Genomic DNA, 17,969 nt, shown 5'->3' on the forward strand with positions numbered 1-17,969 from the left:
TTCTGATCCCTCAGCTGCGGTATATCACCAACCGCTCGGCAAGCAGCGGGTCGATGTTAGCGGGTGCAGTCAGTGAGTTTGCGGTTAGTCGCTCGGGTGAGTCGTGCTGATAGAGCGAACCGGCGCTGGTAGTAGAGTCAGTAACCCAGAGAAGTGCTGCATAATCTTGCGGGTTGATCTCTTGCCAGCTGCTTACCCGTTTAAGGTTTGCTGGTACCGGCTGCTGCGGTTGCCAGCTAGCAGCTTCCTCAATCAGTGCGATCGGTTCGCCATTGACCATGGCCGCGGCGGCACGACAGAGGGCATCGCGGTTCGCCTCAACCTGCCAGCCCTGCTCTTTGCCGAGCAGATCGATTGCCGGCAAGCCTGAGCTATCCGAGGCTGTGGTTATCACAGCTTGGGCGCCAAGCTCCTGTGCAACTATTTCGGCGAGGGCGTTGGCGCCACCAAGGTGGCCACTGACTACAGGGACAACAAATTGTGCCTGCTCGTCTATGGCTATCACCGCCGGATCACTAGCCTTATTTACTAGATAGGGTGCAATCAAGCGCACCACTGCGCCGACCGACAAGCAGCAGATCAGCGAATACCCTGAGCTAAATCTAGCGGCAACGATCTCGCTCAGTCCACCGCCCTGGTAGTCGGTAATGGTGTTTGTGAGGCCATCCAAAGAACCTTGGCCAGCGGCGAAGCGCTCGGGTATGATCAGCTCTGCTGCCGGCATCAACCTGCCAAGCTGAGCGGCTCTGTCGACGCCGTTGCGGGTGGTGGCTATTATCGCCGTTTTCATGTCGAGGTGGCTCTCCGCCTTAACCATCGTGACCTATCTCGTAATCGGCGGCGGTTTTGTCGGTAAGAATCTCTAAGAACTCCTCCGGTCCGGGTTGCGCACTAATAGCAGGGATAAGTAGTTAGCTTGCAGTGAACGCATCTGCTCAGGATCGGTTACGATCCGCTCCCCATCCGTGCCGGCGCGCTCGACAAAGGCGCAACTGCCGCCGAGGTTATGGCGCTGGAGAAGGTCTATCAGCTCGGGCAGAAGCGGCTTGACCTTGAGTAGAACGAGGGTATCAAACTCCGGCAGCAATCTCTCGACTGTAGCGAGATCGTAACCGGCAGGTAGCACGGCGAATCTCTCGTGAGCCTTGACCAGAGGCTGGCCGAGGCGCGCAGCTGCGGCGTTGAATGAGGTTACTCCGGGGATGGTTTCCACTTCGAGATCAGGTACTTCAGAGCCCACAGCACTACTTAGGTGGCTAAAAGTGGCGTAGGTAGAGGCGTCGCCTTCGACCAAAAAGGCGACATCTTTGCCGCTGTGGAGCTTTTCGCAAACCTGCTTTGCAGCGTTTCCCCACGCCTTGGCTAGGGTGGCGGCGTCGTGGGTCATGGGGAAGACTAGCTCGGTGGCGTCGTCGGCAACCGGCAAACCTCCGCGGCGGACGATCTCCAGGGCATAGCTAGTCTGTCCTGCTTCCCTGACTGGATAGGCCCAGTGCGCTGAAGAGCTGAGAACCTCCCAGGCCCGGCGGGTTATCCAGCTGGGATCGCCCGGCCCGAGGGAGACGCCTATTAGTTTTCCTGTCTTGTGCATAATTGAATGTTCTCGAATGCTGAGCAGTTGTCAGGTTACTTTGACCACTTGGCTCCGAGGGTGCTTTTGAGGCGCCCTCAATGATGGTGGTGATGATGACCGTGCTCAGCGGCCGCTGCGCGATGGGGACAACCGTCGCACTCAAGCATCGACGAGCCATCCCAGGCCTGTTGCACCCGTTCATCAACGACCTCGAATATCTCCGGCTCAAAGCCGATGTAATCGCCGAGTGCAAACGCCATTTGCGGATACTGCCCGCGCAGCCGTTGAATCTGGGCGTTGATGCGCTCAATCAATCTGCCGGTGAAAAGATAAAAAGGCAAAATGATTTGCTGGGTCATGCCCAACTGCCAATGGCGCTGCACAACCTTCTCCAGGCGCGGGTGGGTCACCCCGGTAAAGGCGACATCGACTAAATCGTGCTCGTTGCCCTCGTAGAGAAGGCGAGCCATGCGGGCCACCTCGCTATTCGCGACGCGATCCGAGGAGCCGCGCCCGAGCAGGATTACTCCGGTGGTGCGAGGGTCGGGTGCATCGAGGCTGAGCATCGTCTCGCGCAGGCGCCGCTCGAGAATCTGTAATACCGGTTCGCTGGCCCCAATGTGGCGGGCGCAGCGAAACTCGGTCTGGGGATTGCGTGCTCGGGCCGCGTCTATATGGGCTGGAATCTCCAGTTTGACGTGGCCAGCGGCGTTGAGGATAAGGGGTACTGCGGTTACCCGCCGGGCCCGCGCCGCCGCTCGCTCGAGCCCGGCATCGAGGAGTGCCTCATCGAATTCGATGAAACAGGTCTCAATCTGCCAGTCGGGGTGGCGTTGTTGCCACAGTTCGGCGAAGCGGCGGATCTCATCATTTCCCTCTGTTTGTCGAGAGCCGTGGCCGATTAAGAGTATGCAATGATCCATGGTTACTCACTTGTTACTAGCGTGCGCGCAAAAGCGGGAGCAGGGTGCCTCAAAGGTATGTCAGGAGCTGTCACGGGCTTGGCGAAAGCCGTGGCTAAAGTTTTGATCGTAAAGTCGCGACTCGGCCTTATCAGAGCGCGTGCGGGCGCCTATGGTAGGGCCGGCAATGATCATAGCCTGAGTCGTAATGCCTGCCTTGTAACAGTCTTCAGCGAGGTTGGCGATATCGGTTCGCAGGATAGACTCTGCGCCCGGCCATGAGGCCTTGTGCACTACTACTATGGGATCTGACTCGGCCCTGCCGGCAGCGAGCATCTCCGCGCTGAGCTTATCGAGCAAAGTTGCGGAGAGGTAGATGCATAGAGTGCTGCCGTGCTTGGCGAGTTCACTGAGCCTTTCGCTTGAGGGCACCGCGGTCATCCCTTCAACGCGGGTAAAGATAACCGTCTGGGTGCTTTCCGGCAAGGTCAGGCACTCCCCAGCAGCTGCTGCTGCCGCCATTGCCGAAGTCACGCCGGGCACGATGTGCACCGGTACGCCTGCCTCATCAAGAGGCTGGGCAATCTCAGGTAGGGCGCCGTAGAGCGAGGGGTCACCGGGCTGCAAGCGCACCACGGTAAGCCCTTGCGTGGCCCGCTCGAGTAGCCAAGCGCGCAGCTGCTCAAGATCCATGCCCTTGGAATCGGCCAACTCACATCCGGGCTGTGCCCAGCTGAGTAGATCTGGTGACACCAGCGAGCCGGCGTAGAGGATTGCATCTGCAGCTGCGACACAGTCGCGTCCGCGCACTGTAATTAGGTCTGCTGCCCCGGGACCGGCGCCGACGAACCAGACGCCTCCTGTGGGTGGTTGTAGTTCTGACATGCCCCCAATTCCTGGCAGGCCAAGATGGCCGTTGCTTAACAAGGCGGCAATTATAATCTCTTATTCGTGCTTATAGAATCTTGACATCCGTGGGCACCTCTAAAGACCACCCCGGGGCCACCATCTGCCTCGGTGTGGAGATCTTGGCGCCAGGGATGGCTCCATGAAGCCTCCAGGGATGGATTCACGGCGTCCTCCACACCGGGGCTTTGAATGTCTCAGGGGCAGGTTTTATAGGTGCCCTCACGTACAAATGCAGCTAACGGCCTACTTAAGAGTGCACAAGATGCACGTGCCCACTAAGCACTCCACTATGCTCCTTGTCCACTCCACCTCGGGAAAAAGGGAGATGCCGCCGCAACCAATAGACCTGCTATTGCAAACGCCTTGAACGCATCGATGTAGCCTAAATTGGTAATAGTCTCACCCACCAGCGGTGAGCCGATAGCCTGACCAATCGTGATCGCGAGGAAGGGGACTACCGGCCCCATGGATGGGCGCTCACGCAGTAGCCGGATGCCAGTGACCAAGTAGAGTCCTGTCAGGGTCATGAATGCCCAACCGAAGATTGCGGCCGAGAGAAGCGCGACCCACAACTGCTCCGGGGCTATTGCGATAAGTGCCGTAGCCGCACTTAGGGCTACGAGGGCTAAGGCCTGGGTGGTTGGAGCGCCCAAGTTCTCGCCAAGATCACTTGCCCAGGCCCCCAATAGACCAGCGAAGCCAACCACCAGCCACAGCCAGCCGGTTGATCTTTCTGATAGCTCGCCAGTCTCCACGACCAGATCAGGGGCGAAGATCCAGTACGCTGCGGAGATCACCCCCATGGTTACACAAAAGGCTATTAGGCGGGCCACCTCCAGCCAGCGTGATTTGTCGAGCGGCAATGAGGCAGGGGCGGTTTTGTCTTTTTGCCGATCCGTCAGCCCTGGAAGTAGCGCCAGTGCAGCGACAATGCCCAGCGCTGCCATTACTGCGAACGAGCCATAAGCTATGCGCCACTCCCCGCTTAGGATCAGCACAGCGGGTACGCAAACAAGCAAGCCGAAGCTTGTGCCAGCGTTCATAACGGCGTTGACGCGCCCGCGCAGATCTGGCTTGACGGCGATTTGTGCGCCGGCAGATAAGGCTGGCATCATCAGGCCAGTGGCGATCCCGCAGGAGAAGACGCCCGTGCCGAGAGTGGTGATATCGCCCGCCTGACTAATAAGGGTTAGGCCGACAAGCGCGAAAGTCCCGGCGAGGACCGCCGAGTAGCGCGAACCGAGCCGATCAACGATTAACGGTGCAACTACGCTCGCGAGGCAGAAGCTGATGAAGGCGAGCGAACTAACTACTCCTACCTCGCTAGCCGATAGCCCGATTTCCGAGCGTATTGAAGGCACGAAGAGGCCGAAGGCGTAGCGGGCTAGGCCGTAGGCGATAGCGATTAAGCCGGCTCCGAGGATAGCGAACCCCGTAGCCCCAACTGGGTCGATATTCGGTCTTAAGTCTGTTCCAGAAAGCTGTCTCAAGTGATAGTCCTCCTTTCGCTGCCGGCGAGCACTGCGGGGAGGAGCTTTTGCAAATGATCCGTTACGGTTGCCGCGCTTAGCACCGGCACTAGTGCATCAGTACCTTCGAGTACAATAAGCAGGCGCTCAGCCAGGCTAAGATCATTTATCTGGCCATCGCGAGACAGCGCCTCACCGATGGTCGCCAGCATGTCGTGTTTTAGCTGACGTCCCTGATTGGCTATAGCCGGGCTGTGCTCCTCGAACTCGCCGATCGCCTTGATCACGATGCAGCCGCGGTTGGAAGTGCTCTCCAGCCATTGGCAATGGGCCATGGCTAGTGCCATAACTGCTTCACCTGCGTTCGCCTTAGCAATGGCCTGACGCAGGGTGTCGAGATAGCGATCATGGCGGCGGGCTAGGACCGCCATGATCAGCTCCTCCTTAGAGGGGAAGTGGTTGTACAGGGTCATCCGGGCCACGCCCGCCTCAGCAACTACGCGGTCGATGCCAGTTGCATGAAACCCCTCCGCATAGAAGAGCCTTTCGGCAGTGTCGAGTAAGATATCGCGTTTATTCGCTGGCAATTTGATCACCCAATTAGATAGATCGGTCTATCATTCTTGCAGTATCGATCTCCCCCCGTCAAGCGTGCTGCTCGATGAGCGTCGTTGACATCGACTATAGGCCCTTATACTCTCGCCTTGCTATGAGCGCCCTCAGCGCCCCACAGGCGTGCCTTATCCAGGGCGAGCCGGGCGTCGCCACAGATTAGAGTTGATCATGGCCGATATCCCTGCAATCGAAGGACTATTCAATCAGTTTGCCGTGCTGCTGCTGCTCGCAGCTGTTATAGGCTTCATAGGTAGTCGACTCAAGCAGCCGCTAATCGTCTCCTTCATCGCCGTAGGTGTCCTTGTCGGCCCATCAGCCCTGGGCTGGGTTGATGGCCACGAGCCGATGATGGACCTGCTCGCCGAGATAGGCATAGCGCTACTGCTGTTTATCGTCGGTCTTAAGCTCGATCTCCACCTAATCAGGACCATGGGGCCGGTAGCCCTGGCTACTGGCCTTGGCCAGGTGCTGTTTACCTCCGGCATCGGCTTCCTGATCGCCCTAGGCCTCGGGATGGATCCGATCACCGCGCTCTACGTTGCGGTGGCGCTGACCTTCTCGAGCACCATCATCATCGTCAAGCTGCTCTCGGATAAGAAGGAGATCGACGCCCTGCATGGGCGCATCGCCATCGGCTTTCTCATCGTCCAGGATATCTGCGTGGTTCTGGCGATGATCCTTATTACCTCGCTTGCCGCTGGCCAGGGCGATGCCAACGTCGCTGTGGAGGTAGGGCAGGTCATCCTCACCGGCGTGGCGATGTTGCTCTTCGTAGCTGCGCTGATGCGCTATGTGCTGCCGCCGCTGCTTGACCTGCTGGCGAAGACGCCGGAGCTATTGGTGCTGTTCTCCATCGCCTTGGCAGTCTCCATGGCTACCGGCGGCGACATGATCGGCTTTAGTAAGGAGGTTGGTGCCTTTCTCGCCGGCATCGCTATAGCCTCGACCCCTTACCGCGAGGCGGTTGCCTCACGACTGACCGCGCTGCGTGACTTCCTGCTGCTCTTTTTCTTCATCTCCCTCGGGGCGCAGCTGGACATGGCTACCATCGGCGATCAAGTGGTGCCGGCGCTGATTTTCTCTGTCTTTGTGCTAGTCGGGAACCCGATCATTGTCTTGGTCATCATGGGGTATATGGGCTATCGCAAGCGCACCGGCTTCCTCGCCGGCCTGACTGTGGCCCAGATCTCAGAGTTCTCGCTGATTCTTGCCGCTCTGGGTATGTCGGTTGGCCACATTGGGCCGGATACGATGGGACTGGTGACACTGGTTGGTCTGATCACCATCGCCGCCTCTACCTACATGATCCTCTACTCCAAGCCCCTCTATGAACGCTTGGCGCCGCTGCTTTCTATCTTCGAGCGGCGCGTGCCCCACGCTGAGATCGCCCTCGATAGCCAGCCGGAACGCCACTACGATGCCGACGTCATCATCTTCGGCCTCGGTCGTTACGGCGAACAGTTGGCCAAAAACTTCAAGGCGCGCGGCTGGAAGGTGCTGGGGGTAGATTTCGACCCAACGGCTGTGTCGCAGTGGCGCGAGCGCGGTGAGATGGCCCACTACGGCGACGCATCGGATCCGGAGTTTCCCCAGGCCTTGCCGCTCGGACAGGTCAACTGGGTTATCAGTACAGTCTCCGACCGGGATGTTGATGCTACCTTGGTCAGCGCCCTGCGCGGAGCTGGCTACTCCGGTAAATTGGCCGTCACCGCGCACACGCGCTTAGATGTAGATTACCTACGCAACAGCGGGGCGGATCGGATCCTGCTGCCGTTCGTCGATGCTGCCGAGATGGCGGTGGCGGATATAACCGGGGGGCCTGGGGATCTGCGCAGCTAGCGAATATTTCCCTACGATGCCCTGTACGAAGCCAAGTGTGCTGGGCGGAATAGGGTAGTGGTGAATTAAGGAAAACAGTTTTTGAGTCTGCGAGGCAGAGAATGATCCCCCCAGCCCTGATGCTCCAAGGTACCTGTTCGGGTGCCGGTAAGACAGCGCTGACCGCCGGTTTGTGTCGCCTGTTGGCCCGGCGGGGCGTGCGCGTTGCCCCGTTTAAGCCGCAAAACATGAGCAATAACGCTGCGGTGACAGTCGATGGTGGCGAGATCGGTCGCGGTCAGTGGCTGCAAGCCCTTGCCGCGGGGGTGGAGCCGCATAGTGACATGAACCCGGTCTTATTCAAGCCGGAGGCTGAGCGAACTGCTCAGGTTATAGTGCAGGGCAAAGTGGCAGGACGGCTCCAGGCCAGTTCCTTTTGTCAGGCGCGGGAGCCGTTGCTGCCTCAGGCCATGGAGTCTTATCAGCGCCTGCGGGAAGCCTATGATGTAGTGTTGATTGAGGGTGCGGGGTCGCCGGCAGAGCCCAATTTGCGCCAAGGCGATATCGCCAACATGGGCTTTGCTGCAGCGGCGGATGTGCCGGTATGGCTAATTGGCGATATTGACCGCGGTGGGGTCTTTGCCTCTCTGCTAGGTACCCTGGAATGGCTGGATGCAGCCGATAGGGCACGCATAGAGGGCTTTGTAATCAATCGCTTTCGCGGCAGCCGCGAGCTGCTCGGAACGGCCCCGGTGCAGCTTGAAAAGCGCACCGGCGTACCGGTGTTAGGAGTGGTCCCCAGTCTGCCCGATCTCCACCTTCCTGAAGAGGATGCCCCGTATCGCATGGCCGGACCTCGCGGCTCAGGAGGCAGCCTGAAGGTGGCCGTAGTGGCCTATCCGCGGCTGAGCAACCACGACGATTTCGATGCCCTGGATGCCGAGAGCGGCGTGCATGTGAGATTTGTCCGCACAGCTCACGATGTTGATGGTGCCGATTTGGTTATCCTGCCCGGCTCCAAACATGTGCTTAGCGATTTGGCTTGGCTGCGTAGCTGTGGCATAGAGCAGGCCCTGCTGCGTCATGTCCGTTACGGTGGCAAGGTTATCGGCATTTGCGGTGGCTTGCAGATGCTCGGGGAGTGCCTTGATGATCCGCACGGTATTGAAGGCGATGCCGGTGGTAGCGCTAGTGGTTTGGGGCTTTTACCCATAGTTACCAGTCTGGCGCCGGATAAATATCTTAGCGAGGTGGAGCAGATTGCTGCTTGGCCGGCGCCGGTGCAGGTCAGTGGCTATGAGATCCACCATGGGGTGAGCGAATATAACCCAGTCATCCCGGGGGGTGGAGAGGATATCTTCCCCTTTGTCGCCCGTTCGGCTGATGGTAGGGTACTAGGCAGCTACCTGCATCGGCTGTTTGATAGTGGTCCTTTCCGGCGGGCGCTGCTGATCGAGCTTTTTGGTATGGAGAGTGGCGAAGAGGACGAATGGCAGCGGGTGATAGATGAACTCGACCGATTGGCTGATTTGTTGGAAGAATCAATTGGGGTTTAATGCGACCACCGCCTTAAATCACCTGCTGCTCTTTTTTCTGCTACTGGCCGGCATCTCACCCACGGCGCAGGCGGCAGCTATTGGCTCACCGGCCGGTTGGGCAGCGGCTGGCAGCCTTATTCTGCCGGGTTCAGGTCAGCTCTATAACCATCAACCGGTGCGAGCGGCCGGCCACTTTTCGACATTTTTGGGTTCTGGTATAGCGGCCTCTTACTATTACGATCGAGATGATTTCATCGAATTTGATGATCGCTACGATGAAGATGAGGAGATAATCTACACCAATCGGACTACCGAGCGGGCTGAGGTAGCTGAGAGGGTTATGCTCTCCAGCATGTTTTACTCATCTTACGATGCCTACATGCAGCGCCGCCTGATGCAGGACAATCTTGGCTATAGGACTCCGGCGCACTATGAATTTATCCAGGAGCTGGCCCTGGCGCCATTTAACCGCGAGTATCTGACCCGCTGGACTACCCTGGTCCCGATAGGCATTGCGGCAAGTGCCCTTACCCTCGGCGCCGATGATAGTTGGGTTACAGAGCGTAAGGATGGCATGACTCGAGACGAGGCGGCAGCCTATCAATTCCCCAAGCATGGGGCGGTGGCGATTGGCGAAGAGGCCTTCTTTCGCGGCGTGCTCAATAACAGTTTCAGCCATCAGTGGGGTGAGTGGTGGGGGCTTACAGCTTCTTCGGTGAGCTTTGGATTGGCGCACACCGGTGACGGGATGTCCGCTGATGCAGGAGTGGCTACCGTATTTGGTGCCTATTTGGGCTGGGTCCATCAGCGCAATGATTACCGGATGGCGGAGAGTGTCGCTATCCACTTCTGGTGGAACGTCTTTGTCTCGCTAGCCGCACTGCGGCATGACCCGGAAGATAGGACGGCTCGTGTAGCTATTGAATTGCCATTCTGAAAATCTTCCCCTAAGCCAATTGGCTGACCCCGGTGTGGAGGTCTTGGCGCCAGGGATGGCGCCATGAAGCCTCCAGGGATGCATTCACGGCGTCCTCCACACCGGGGCAGCGATTGGCTTAGGTGAGGCTTTAGATTTTCTTCAGGCAAGGAGTTACGCCGTCCTCGCATGGGCGCTACCTACGCTAGCTAGCAACACTCGCCTAAAGGTTACATCCCCGCAGTGCTGCGCCCGGAAAGATCGACATAGCCGGTGACCGTGCAGTGCTCACCTCCGGCGCGGGGTAGCTCACAGAAAAAGCTTGCGCCACTATTCGGCTCGCTCTCCACCCACAACTGCCCCCAGTGAGCGTCAGTGATAAGCTTACAGATCGCTAGGCCGAGGCCGCTGCCCTTCGGCTTACCCGCTTGCTGATCAGAAACCTGGTGAAACTTATCAAAGATGTGCTGCTGATCAGTAGCGCTGATCCCCGGTCCGTTATCGGCCACTTCCAGCCGGATAGTGTCGCCGCGACCGTCACCAAGGCGCAGCCAGACCTTGCCGTGTTCAGGGTCGGTAAACTTCGCAGCGTTGGCAAGCAAATTGATAACTAGCTGCATCAAGCGGTCCGGATCGCCCTTAACAGCGGTATCGTCGGTGTTTATATCGATATGCAGCTCAGTCTCACGATCGCTGAAGAGCTGTTGGGTAGATTCTGCTGCTTCGCGAGCAATGCGGCTCAGATCGACCTCGTCAAGTTGCCATTCAGCGGTACCGCTCTCGATCTTGGACAGGTCCAGGACTTGGTTGATCAGCCTGGTTAGGCGCTCGCTTTCGCGCACTATCACCTCGAGGAACTCGCGGCGCTGCTCGGTATCCATCTCCGGGTTATTGAGCAGGATCTCGCCAAAGGCGCGAATCGAGGTGAGTGGCGTGCGCAGCTCATGGCTGACCATGGAGACAAACTCATCCTTGAGCTGATCCAGCTCCTGAAGCCTCTTATTGGCCTCACTGAGTTCGCGCGTGGCCTTCTCTAGCTGCCAGGATTTCTGTTCCAGGCGACGCGAGTACTCGATCGCCCGCGAGGTAGCATCGAGAATCTCCATCAGCCCCTCATAAGAGAGGGCCTCGCCTTTGACGATTGAGGAGACCATAACCCGGGCCGAGGCCGAGCCGATCGAACCGGCAAGCAGGCGCTCGACGTGGTTGATAAGCTCAGGATGGGCCTGCTCATGGTCTTCTAGAATGCGGCCAAGATGCTCACTGTGTTCGCGGATTATCGCGGTAGCCCGATCTGGGCCGAGGAAGCGGGCGAGCAGGTCCTTAAGGTCGCCGATATTGGCCGAGCCCTCCCAAAACCGGGTCTCGCCCTCCTCGCGCAGAAAGACATCGACAAAGAGGGTGGCTTGGATGCGCTCGATATCGCTTTGCCGGGTGAATAGCGAGAGGCCGATAAGCAAGCCAAGATTGACCAGCATCGTCCAGTAGAAGGAGTGGGCAATGGGGTCGAGTCCCTCAAGACCGAATAGCGCATGCGGGTGCAACCACTCAATCCCCCAGGGGCCGCTCAATAGTAACTCTCTACCGAATACACCAGCCTCGGCCAGGGAGGGGATCAGTAAGGTGTAGGCCCAGACCAGGAAGCCGCCTATCAAACCAAATAATGCGCCGCGCCGCGAAGCCCCTTTCCAAAACATGCCCAGCAATACCGGCGGGGCGAATTGCGCTACCGCAACGAAGGCGATCAGCCCAATAGAGACTAGCGCATAGAGATCTGCGATTAGTAAGTAGTAGAGATAACCTATGGCCAATATGGCGCATATCACCACGCGGCGGATGGTTACCACTAAGCTGCCCAAATCGGCGCCGTGGGCGGTGTGGAAGCGGCGCAGGCGCAATAACAGAGGCATTATCACATCGTTGCTGATCATGATCGCCACGGCGATGGTGGCCACGATCATCATGCCGGTTGCCGCCGAGAAGCCACCGATATAGACCAGCATCCCCAAGGCTGTATGGTCGTGCGCCAAGGGCAGGGCGAGGACGTAATTATCCGCCGGTATTAGGTCGCCGAAATAGAGCATTCCGGCCAGGGCGATGGGTAAAACAAAGATATTGATGATTAGCAGGTAGAGCGGGAACAGCCATGAAGCGGTGCGGATATGCTCTTCGTTGACGTTCTCTACCACGCTAACCTGCCACTGCCGGGGCAGGAATATTATCGCCAGCGCGGAGAGGGCGAGCATGGCCATCCACGACCCGTAGCCGTCGGGCAGCGAGGTGAGAATACCAAGCTCGCGTATCGCGGGGTCGGCGCTCGCTTCGCTGAAAAGTTCTAATGGTCCGGCGAATAGGGTGAAGGTTACAAAGATGCCGATGGCTAGAAAAGCGATCAACTTGACGATCGACTCGAACGCTACCGCTACCACCATGCCTTCGAGGCGCTCGGTTGCATCGATGTGGCGCGTACCAAAGAGGATAGTGAATATTGCCAGCAGTATTGCGACGTAGAGCGCCTTATCGTCGAATATCCCGACACTGCCGAGCTCAACTGCTTGCATATCCGGGAAGTGCAGCAGGACATCGAAGCTTGAAGAAACCGCTTGGAGTTGCAGGGCAATATAAGGGGTGGTGCCGATTAGGGCGATGATCGCTGCCAAGGCCCCGAGTAGCATGCTCTTACCATAGCGTGAGGCGATGAAATCGGCTACCGAGGTGAGTCGGTAGAGCCTGCTGATGCGCACGATCTTACGCAGCACCACCCACCAGAAGATCGCCATAATAGTCGGGCCAAGATATATTGTCAGAAAGGCTAGTCCTGCCTCAGTAGCTAGACCGACGCTGCCGTAGAAGGTCCAGGCGGTGCAGTAGACGGCGATTGAGAGGGTGTAGACGTAGGGGTTTTTGACCAGTGATAGGCCGCGATCACCAAGCTTATCGGCGCTGTAGGCAATAGCGAAGAGCAGGGCTACATAAAGTGCTGAAACCGCCAGGATGACCCACGGTGACAGCACGGTTTAGCCTCCTTGCGAAGAATTGTTGCTGTTGTGCGACGAGCGGTGGATCAACCAAGTTGCGATGATTATGGCCGCCCAAATGATAAACAGATAGCCAACCAGCAGTGGTATACCTCCCGGCATGTGAGTCGTCGCAAAGAGGCTCAGTAAAGGATAGTTGAACAGGGCTGCCGCTAACAGACCTAGGGCCGTGAGGCGTTGTGCGGTTGCCTGACTCAAACCCCTACCTCACTTCTCGCCGAGATAGCTGCGGACTACCTCGACCACATCAGAGGTTGAGAAAGGCTTGGTGATATAGTCGTTAGCTCCCATCGCCATACCCTTTTCACGTTCCACCTCGCGCCCCTTAGCGGTCAGCATGATAACTGGGAGTTGACTCCATTGCGGAGTCTGGCGGATGGTTTGACAAACCTCATAGCCATCTTTGCGGGGCATCATCACGTCGAGCAGTACCAGATCCGGTAGGTGCTCGTTTAGCGCGGCAATGGCCTGCTCGCCGTCTTCAGCGGTGCGCACACTGTAGCCCTGTTGCCGCATCAGGAACTGCAGCGAGAGGACAATGTTCTGTTCATCATCAACTATTAGTATTTCCTGGCTCATGCTGCGCTCACTCTTCCTCCCGGCGCCGTTCACGCACCAGGACAATGACTAGACGGACGTTGTAGATGATGCCTGTAATAAAGGTAAGGGCAGCAAGACCGATGAAGCTCTGTAACATCCACGCCTGCTCGGTCATATACGCCCCCCACAACAAGGCTATGGTCAACAAGCCTAGCGGTAGGCCGAATTTCATGATCCGCCGCAGCCAAATATCTTCCGGCAAGCGGCTGGAATTGTTCGAACGATTCGATTGTGCCACATTACCTCCCAAACGGCGTTTACCAGCTGCATAATAGGCAGCCACAAGGGTAGACTTCAACGCAATCTATTGGGACAACAATACTCATAAGATTAGTTGATAATAACTATAATAAATCGGCTGCGCCTAACACCGGCCCAGCTGAGCAGGAGGAGCAGTGCAACCACGTACCTTTGTTAGCGCAATGGTGCTGTTTGTCACCATGGCCCTGTGCGCCGTCACTATCATTGCGGTATATGGAGTGGCTGGTGCAGCTGAGGGCAGTGACGATAACCGTGCGGCTCTTGCCACCGCGGCTACCAGTGCTGTATTAGTCTGCATGTTCCTGGTTTGGTGGTCTTTGGAGAGGTATATGTTGCGGCCGCAGCGGCGCTTGGCGCGCAACGCTAGGGCACGGGTCGAATCGCGCAGCACCGAGAACTCCATAGCTTTGCCCGCCTCGCACGCCGTCGCTGACCTTGCCGAAGCCTTCGAAGAGCTCGGAAATGCACTCAAGCAGGCCCGTGACGAGAGTGAGGCGGTGGCTAAACGGGCTACCGCCGAGGTCGATGAGCAGAAGGCGTGGCTAGAGACAATCCTCCAAGGCCTGCGTGAGGGCGTCTTGGTCTGCAATCGGCAACACCGCCTGTTGCTCTACAACAGGTCTGCACTGAATATACTCGGCAATCCGGAGTCTATTGGCTTGGGCCGCTCGGTTTTAGAGCTTATCTCCGGCGCCGCGCTCAAGCATACCCTTGCCCGGCTCGAGCACCGTTATGAGAGTGGAGTCAGCGCCCCAGGCGATCTGACGGCGCCGTTTGTGTGTAGCCGGGCCAATGCCCAGGGGTTGTTTCACGGGCGCATGGCCCTGATCGACGATGGCCACGGCAGGATCAGCGGCTATCTGGTCACCCTTGAGGATATCTCTGCGCAGGTAAACCGCATGGCTCAGCGTGAGGCGGTATATCGCGCCCTGAGCCGGGATCTGCGCGGAGTGGTTGCCAATCTGCGCGCAGCTGCCGAGGCGCTGGGTCATCCTGACATGAGTGCCGCCGAGCGCAGTTCATTCGACCGGGTGGTGCTGGATGAGAGTAACCGCCTAAGCCGCTATATCGATGAGCTGGCCGAGCACATCTCCCCTGATGAGGCGGGGGCATGGCCGTTAGCTGATGTCTATCTCGCCGATTTGATCCGCTGCCTCGAGGAGCGGCTGGCCGATACTCCCGATTTACAAATCACCCTGGTGGGGCAGCCACTGTGGATCTATGGCGATAGCCTGACCCTGCTCCAGGCGCTGGAGTGCCTGGTCCGGAATATCCACGCGCAAAGCGGGGCGACTAAGATCGTAGTTGAGACATTGCTCAGTGATCGGCGTGTCTACGTCGATATGCGCTGGCGTGGTCCGGCAATATCCGCCGCCGAACTTAATAGCTGGCTCGAGCAGCCCTGCGGCGAGGTCTCCTTCGGCGGTCAGCGGTTGATTGATGCCTTGGAGCGTCACGGCTGTGAGCCGTGGAGCTACGCCGATGAGCGTTCCGCGGAGGCCGTGTTGCGCCTGCCGCTGCTCGCCCCGGAGCGACCGCAGTTCCAGGCGCCCGACTCGGCGCCGCTGCCGGCACGTCCGGAGTTTTATGATTTTAAACTGATGCATGATCTGTCGACGGATCATCAGTTCGCTAGCCGACCGCTTAATCAGTTGCGCTGCGTGGTATTTGACTGTGAGATGACCGGCCTCGACCCAGACGGCGGCGATGAGATTATCTCGATCGCCGGGGTGCGGGTGGTCAATCGGCGGGTTTTGACCGGTGAGACCTTCAACCGGATTATCGATCCGGGTCGGAGCATTCCCCCGGCGTCGGTGCGCTTTCACGGTTTGACCGATGAGGATGTACGCGGCCAACCGCCGATTGAGCAGGTTCTGCCCGAGTTTAAGCAGTTTGCCGGGGATGATGTGCTAGTAGCCCATAATGCCGCCTTCGATATGAAGTTTTTGGCGGCCAAGGAGAAGTCAAGCGGGGTGCGGTTTGACAACCCGGTGCTCGACACACTCTTGTTGTCAGTCCTGCTCGATGGCGAAGAGGAAGACCATTCGCTGGACAACCTTTGTCAACGCTATTCGGTTACTATGTCGGGAAGACATACTGCGCTCGGTGATACATTGGCCACAGCTGAGTTGCTGGTACGCCTATTCGAGCGGCTTGAGGCCCGTGGCTATAAGACGTTTGGCGAAGTGACCAAGGCCTCGCACATGGCCGCGGAGCTGCGCCACCGCTCGGCAGCGGTTAGCGCGCAACAGAGTGGATTCGCTTAAGAGGTAGACTAATGAGCCGCAACGACAGTGGATCTGAGGGTGGTAAGGAGTCCGCGAGTGACGCCGGGGAGCTGGAGTTGGGGGATGAGTTAGAGGCCGGGGTGCGACGCTGGGGCAGTGATACCTCATTGGATGTGCCGCTGAGTGAGCGCCTCGACCGGATCCCGGTTACTTGCAGGGTGGATGATAAGATCCGCACCGCCCTAGAGGCGATGGATCGCGAGCGCATCGGCAGCGTGGTAGTGGTCGACGATGATTTCGCCCCGGTTGGGGTCTTTACCCACAATGATCTGCTGCGCCGGGTTGCGCTACCCGAGCGCGACTTGGATGAGTCGATAGCCAATGTCATGACCCCTGACCCCATAGCGCTCGAGCCGTCGGCGTTCGCCTTTGAGGCGGCTATGCTGATGGCAGCGCACGGCATTCATCACGTCTGCGTCGTCGAAGACGGTGAACTACGCGGTGTTGTCTCGGAGCGTGATCTGTTCTCATTGCAGCGGGCAGGTTTGGTTAACCTGACCCGGACCATCCTCCATGCCGGCTCACTCGAGGCCCTATTCCCGCTGCAAGCAGATGTCCGCACTCTGGTTGGGCAGATGATCGCTCAGGGGGTGAAGGTCGGCCACATCCTGCAAATTATCACCCTTATCAACGATCATATAGTCGAGCAGGTTATCAAGCTTTGCTTGCAAGATGCCGCAGAGGATCTGAGCGATATCCGCTTTACTTGGATAGCTTTCGGTAGTGAGGGGCGCAGAGAGCAGACCCTGCGCACTGATCAGGATAACGGAATCCTCTTTGAGGTGCCCGAGGGGGAATCGCCCGATGCTATTCGCGAGCGCCTACTGCCGGTCGCGCGACATGTTAACGAGGCGCTTGCCGAGTGTGGCTACGATCTTTGTCCCGGCGACATTATGGCCGGCAATCCAGAGTGCTGTCTGAGCTTTGCAGAGTGGCAGCAGCGGTTTAGCCGCTGGATCGATCAGGGGACCCCTGAGCATCTGCTCAAAGCGGCGATATTTTTCGACTTCCGTGCTATCAGCGGGCCGTCGGAGCCGGTTGAGAGACTGCGCGAGTGGTTGCTACAGCGTACCGCAAGTAACAGCCGTTTTCGCCGCCAGATGGCGGCCAACGCCTTGCAAAATCGGCCACCATTGGGCTGGCTGCGCGATTTCGTCACCTATGGGCGGGGCCGTGATCGCGGCACACTGGATCTTAAGCTAAACGGCGTAACTCCGTTCACTGATGCGGCGCGTATATTTATGCTCGCCAACGGCTTAACCGCGACCAACACGCTCGATCGGCTGGATCAGGCGGTGCGAGCCGGGCGTTTGGATAGCGCAGATGTCTCCGCTTGGCGGATTGCCTACGAATATATTCAGTCCATGCGTGTTCGCAAGCAGCATGAGCAGATTATGGCCGGTAGCGAGCCAGGCAATCGAGTCTCCCCGGATGAACTCAATGAGCTTGATCGTCGCATCCTCAAGGAGGTCTTTCGGGCTACCCGCAAGTTGCAGGCGAAGTTGGCGAGTGATTATCAGCTCTAGGGTGCCTTTAAAAACTTCGCCGGTGCTACCATCCGCCCCGGTGTGGAGGACGCCGTGGATCCATCCCTGGAGGCTTCATGGCGCCATCCCTGGCGCCAAGACCTCCACACCGGGGCGGATGGTGGCACCGGCGAAGTTTTAGAGGTTCCCTCTAGGGGTTTGGGTCTATCCTGGGACTGTTTAGGGTCTAGCAGGAGGGCTATCTTGGCAGAGATTGCGCGCGCGATTGCAAAAAATCACAAAAAAATTTGCTTGTTGGGTTGTAGTGAGGTCGATCAAACGGCAAAGTATAGCGGGCTGGGTGAATCTGCTCTCAGCATGCCATATATCGTAGCAATAAGGGTAAATTAGGCAACACATATAAGGAAAAGAAATGACAACAATAAGACTCATCAGTGGGTGATTAGTAGATCTTTTGGTTGTCATTGCTTTGCCTTATTGTTGAGCTCATAAGCGAAAAAAGAAAAACGATAAGCGGAAGGAGCCGCACCTCGATAGTTGCGCCTAAAATTATTA

14 protein-coding genes are annotated in these 17,969 nt (G+C 57.9%); 5 read left to right on the plus strand and 9 right to left on the minus strand.

The features are described from left to right. Positions 1 to 10: 10 nt before the first annotated feature. The 6 genes from HH1059_RS04640 to HH1059_RS04665 form a co-directional block, all read right to left on the minus strand. Positions 11 to 790 carry a cobalamin biosynthesis central domain-containing protein gene (locus tag HH1059_RS04640; protein WP_162549361.1) on the minus strand — a complete coding sequence of 260 codons (780 nt, stop codon included), beginning with the start codon at positions 788 to 790 and terminating at the stop codon, positions 11 to 13. A gap of 72 nt (positions 791 to 862) precedes the next feature. Beyond that, positions 863 to 1,591, minus strand: a complete 729-nt coding sequence (gene cobI, locus HH1059_RS04645; protein ID WP_096408835.1) for a precorrin-2 C(20)-methyltransferase — start codon at positions 1,589 to 1,591, stop codon at positions 863 to 865. Positions 1,592 to 1,668: 77 nt separating this feature from the next. Continuing rightward, on the minus strand, positions 1,669 to 2,496 hold the full coding sequence (locus HH1059_RS04650; protein WP_096408838.1) for a sirohydrochlorin chelatase: 828 nt from the start codon (positions 2,494 to 2,496) through the stop codon (positions 1,669 to 1,671). A gap of 60 nt (positions 2,497 to 2,556) precedes the next feature. Then, on the minus strand, positions 2,557 to 3,360 hold the full coding sequence (cobM, locus tag HH1059_RS04655) for a precorrin-4 C(11)-methyltransferase (protein WP_096408840.1): 804 nt from the start codon (positions 3,358 to 3,360) through the stop codon (positions 2,557 to 2,559). A 311-nt stretch (positions 3,361 to 3,671) separates the two neighbouring features. Continuing rightward, positions 3,672 to 4,874, minus strand: a complete 1,203-nt coding sequence (locus HH1059_RS04660; protein ID WP_207148171.1) for an MFS transporter — start codon at positions 4,872 to 4,874, stop codon at positions 3,672 to 3,674. Continuing rightward, the gene (locus HH1059_RS04665; protein WP_096410340.1) at positions 4,871 to 5,440 is read right to left on the minus strand and encodes a TetR/AcrR family transcriptional regulator; all 570 of its coding nucleotides are present in this window, start codon (positions 5,438 to 5,440) and stop codon (positions 4,871 to 4,873) included. The genes HH1059_RS04660 and HH1059_RS04665 overlap by 4 nt, the downstream gene beginning before the upstream one ends. A 196-nt stretch (positions 5,441 to 5,636) precedes the next feature. On the opposite strand from HH1059_RS04665, the gene HH1059_RS04670 reads away from it, so the two are divergent. The 3 genes from HH1059_RS04670 to HH1059_RS04680 all read left to right on the plus strand — a co-directional run bounded on the left by HH1059_RS04670 (position 5,637) and on the right by HH1059_RS04680 (position 9,761). Further along, positions 5,637 to 7,307, plus strand: coding sequence for a cation:proton antiporter (locus HH1059_RS04670; protein WP_096408843.1), 1,671 nt, complete (start codon positions 5,637 to 5,639; stop codon positions 7,305 to 7,307). A gap of 101 nt (positions 7,308 to 7,408) precedes the next feature. Further along, entirely contained in the window at positions 7,409 to 8,842 is a 1,434-nt protein-coding gene (locus tag HH1059_RS04675; protein ID WP_096408845.1) for a cobyric acid synthase, read from the plus strand. Then, positions 8,832 to 9,761 carry a CPBP family intramembrane glutamic endopeptidase gene (locus HH1059_RS04680; protein WP_162549363.1) on the plus strand — a complete coding sequence of 310 codons (930 nt, stop codon included), beginning with the start codon at positions 8,832 to 8,834 and terminating at the stop codon, positions 9,759 to 9,761. Before HH1059_RS04675 ends, HH1059_RS04680 begins: the two co-directional genes overlap by 11 nt. Before the next feature lie 209 nt (positions 9,762 to 9,970). Here HH1059_RS04680 and HH1059_RS04685 read toward each other — a convergent pair whose 3' ends face one another. The 3 genes from HH1059_RS04685 to HH1059_RS04700 form a co-directional block, all read right to left on the minus strand. Next, complete coding sequence (locus tag HH1059_RS04685) at positions 9,971 to 12,754, minus strand: sensor histidine kinase (protein ID WP_096408850.1); 2,784 nt, start codon at positions 12,752 to 12,754, stop codon at positions 9,971 to 9,973. Positions 12,755 to 12,985: 231 nt separating this feature from the next. Then, the gene (locus HH1059_RS04695; protein ID WP_096408855.1) at positions 12,986 to 13,357 is read right to left on the minus strand and encodes a response regulator transcription factor; all 372 of its coding nucleotides are present in this window, start codon (positions 13,355 to 13,357) and stop codon (positions 12,986 to 12,988) included. A gap of 7 nt (positions 13,358 to 13,364) precedes the next feature. After that, on the minus strand, positions 13,365 to 13,616 hold the full coding sequence (locus HH1059_RS04700; RefSeq protein WP_109962858.1) for a hypothetical protein: 252 nt from the start codon (positions 13,614 to 13,616) through the stop codon (positions 13,365 to 13,367). Between the two features lie 157 nt (positions 13,617 to 13,773). On the opposite strand from HH1059_RS04700, the gene HH1059_RS04705 reads away from it, so the two are divergent. Together HH1059_RS04705 and HH1059_RS04710 are read left to right on the plus strand one after the other, a co-directional pair. After that, positions 13,774 to 15,906 (plus strand): 3'-5' exonuclease, encoded by a 2,133-nt coding sequence (locus tag HH1059_RS04705; protein ID WP_231902025.1) that lies wholly within the window; start codon positions 13,774 to 13,776, stop codon positions 15,904 to 15,906. Between the two features lie 11 nt (positions 15,907 to 15,917). Next, the gene (locus HH1059_RS04710; RefSeq protein WP_096408862.1) at positions 15,918 to 17,453 is read left to right on the plus strand and encodes a putative nucleotidyltransferase substrate binding domain-containing protein; all 1,536 of its coding nucleotides are present in this window, start codon (positions 15,918 to 15,920) and stop codon (positions 17,451 to 17,453) included. Positions 17,454 to 17,969: the final 516 nt, after the last annotated feature.

Origin of the sequence: Halorhodospira halochloris, from assembly GCF_002356555.2 — a bacterium.
Taxonomy (GTDB): Bacteria; Pseudomonadota; Gammaproteobacteria; order Nitrococcales; family Halorhodospiraceae; genus Halorhodospira; species Halorhodospira halochloris.

Bases quoted from the DNA above. Each gene is read 5' to 3' on its own strand.
- cobI (WP_096408835.1), bottom strand. From the start codon at position 1,591: ATGCACAAGACAGGAAAACTAATAGGCGTCTCCCTCGGGCCGGGCGAT.
- cobM (WP_096408840.1), bottom strand. From the start codon at position 3,360: ATGTCAGAACTACAACCACCCACAGGAGGCGTCTGGTTCGTCGGCGCC.
- HH1059_RS04670 (WP_096408843.1), top strand. From the start codon at position 5,637: ATGGCCGATATCCCTGCAATCGAAGGACTATTCAATCAGTTTGCCGTG.
- HH1059_RS04675 (WP_096408845.1), top strand. From the start codon at position 7,409: ATGATCCCCCCAGCCCTGATGCTCCAAGGTACCTGTTCGGGTGCCGGT.
- HH1059_RS04695 (WP_096408855.1), bottom strand. From the start codon at position 13,357: ATGAGCCAGGAAATACTAATAGTTGATGATGAACAGAACATTGTCCTC.
- HH1059_RS04640 (WP_162549361.1), bottom strand. From the start codon at position 790: ATGAAAACGGCGATAATAGCCACCACCCGCAACGGCGTCGACAGAGCC.
- HH1059_RS04650 (WP_096408838.1), bottom strand. From the start codon at position 2,496: ATGGATCATTGCATACTCTTAATCGGCCACGGCTCTCGACAAACAGAG.
- HH1059_RS04710 (WP_096408862.1), top strand. From the start codon at position 15,918: ATGAGCCGCAACGACAGTGGATCTGAGGGTGGTAAGGAGTCCGCGAGT.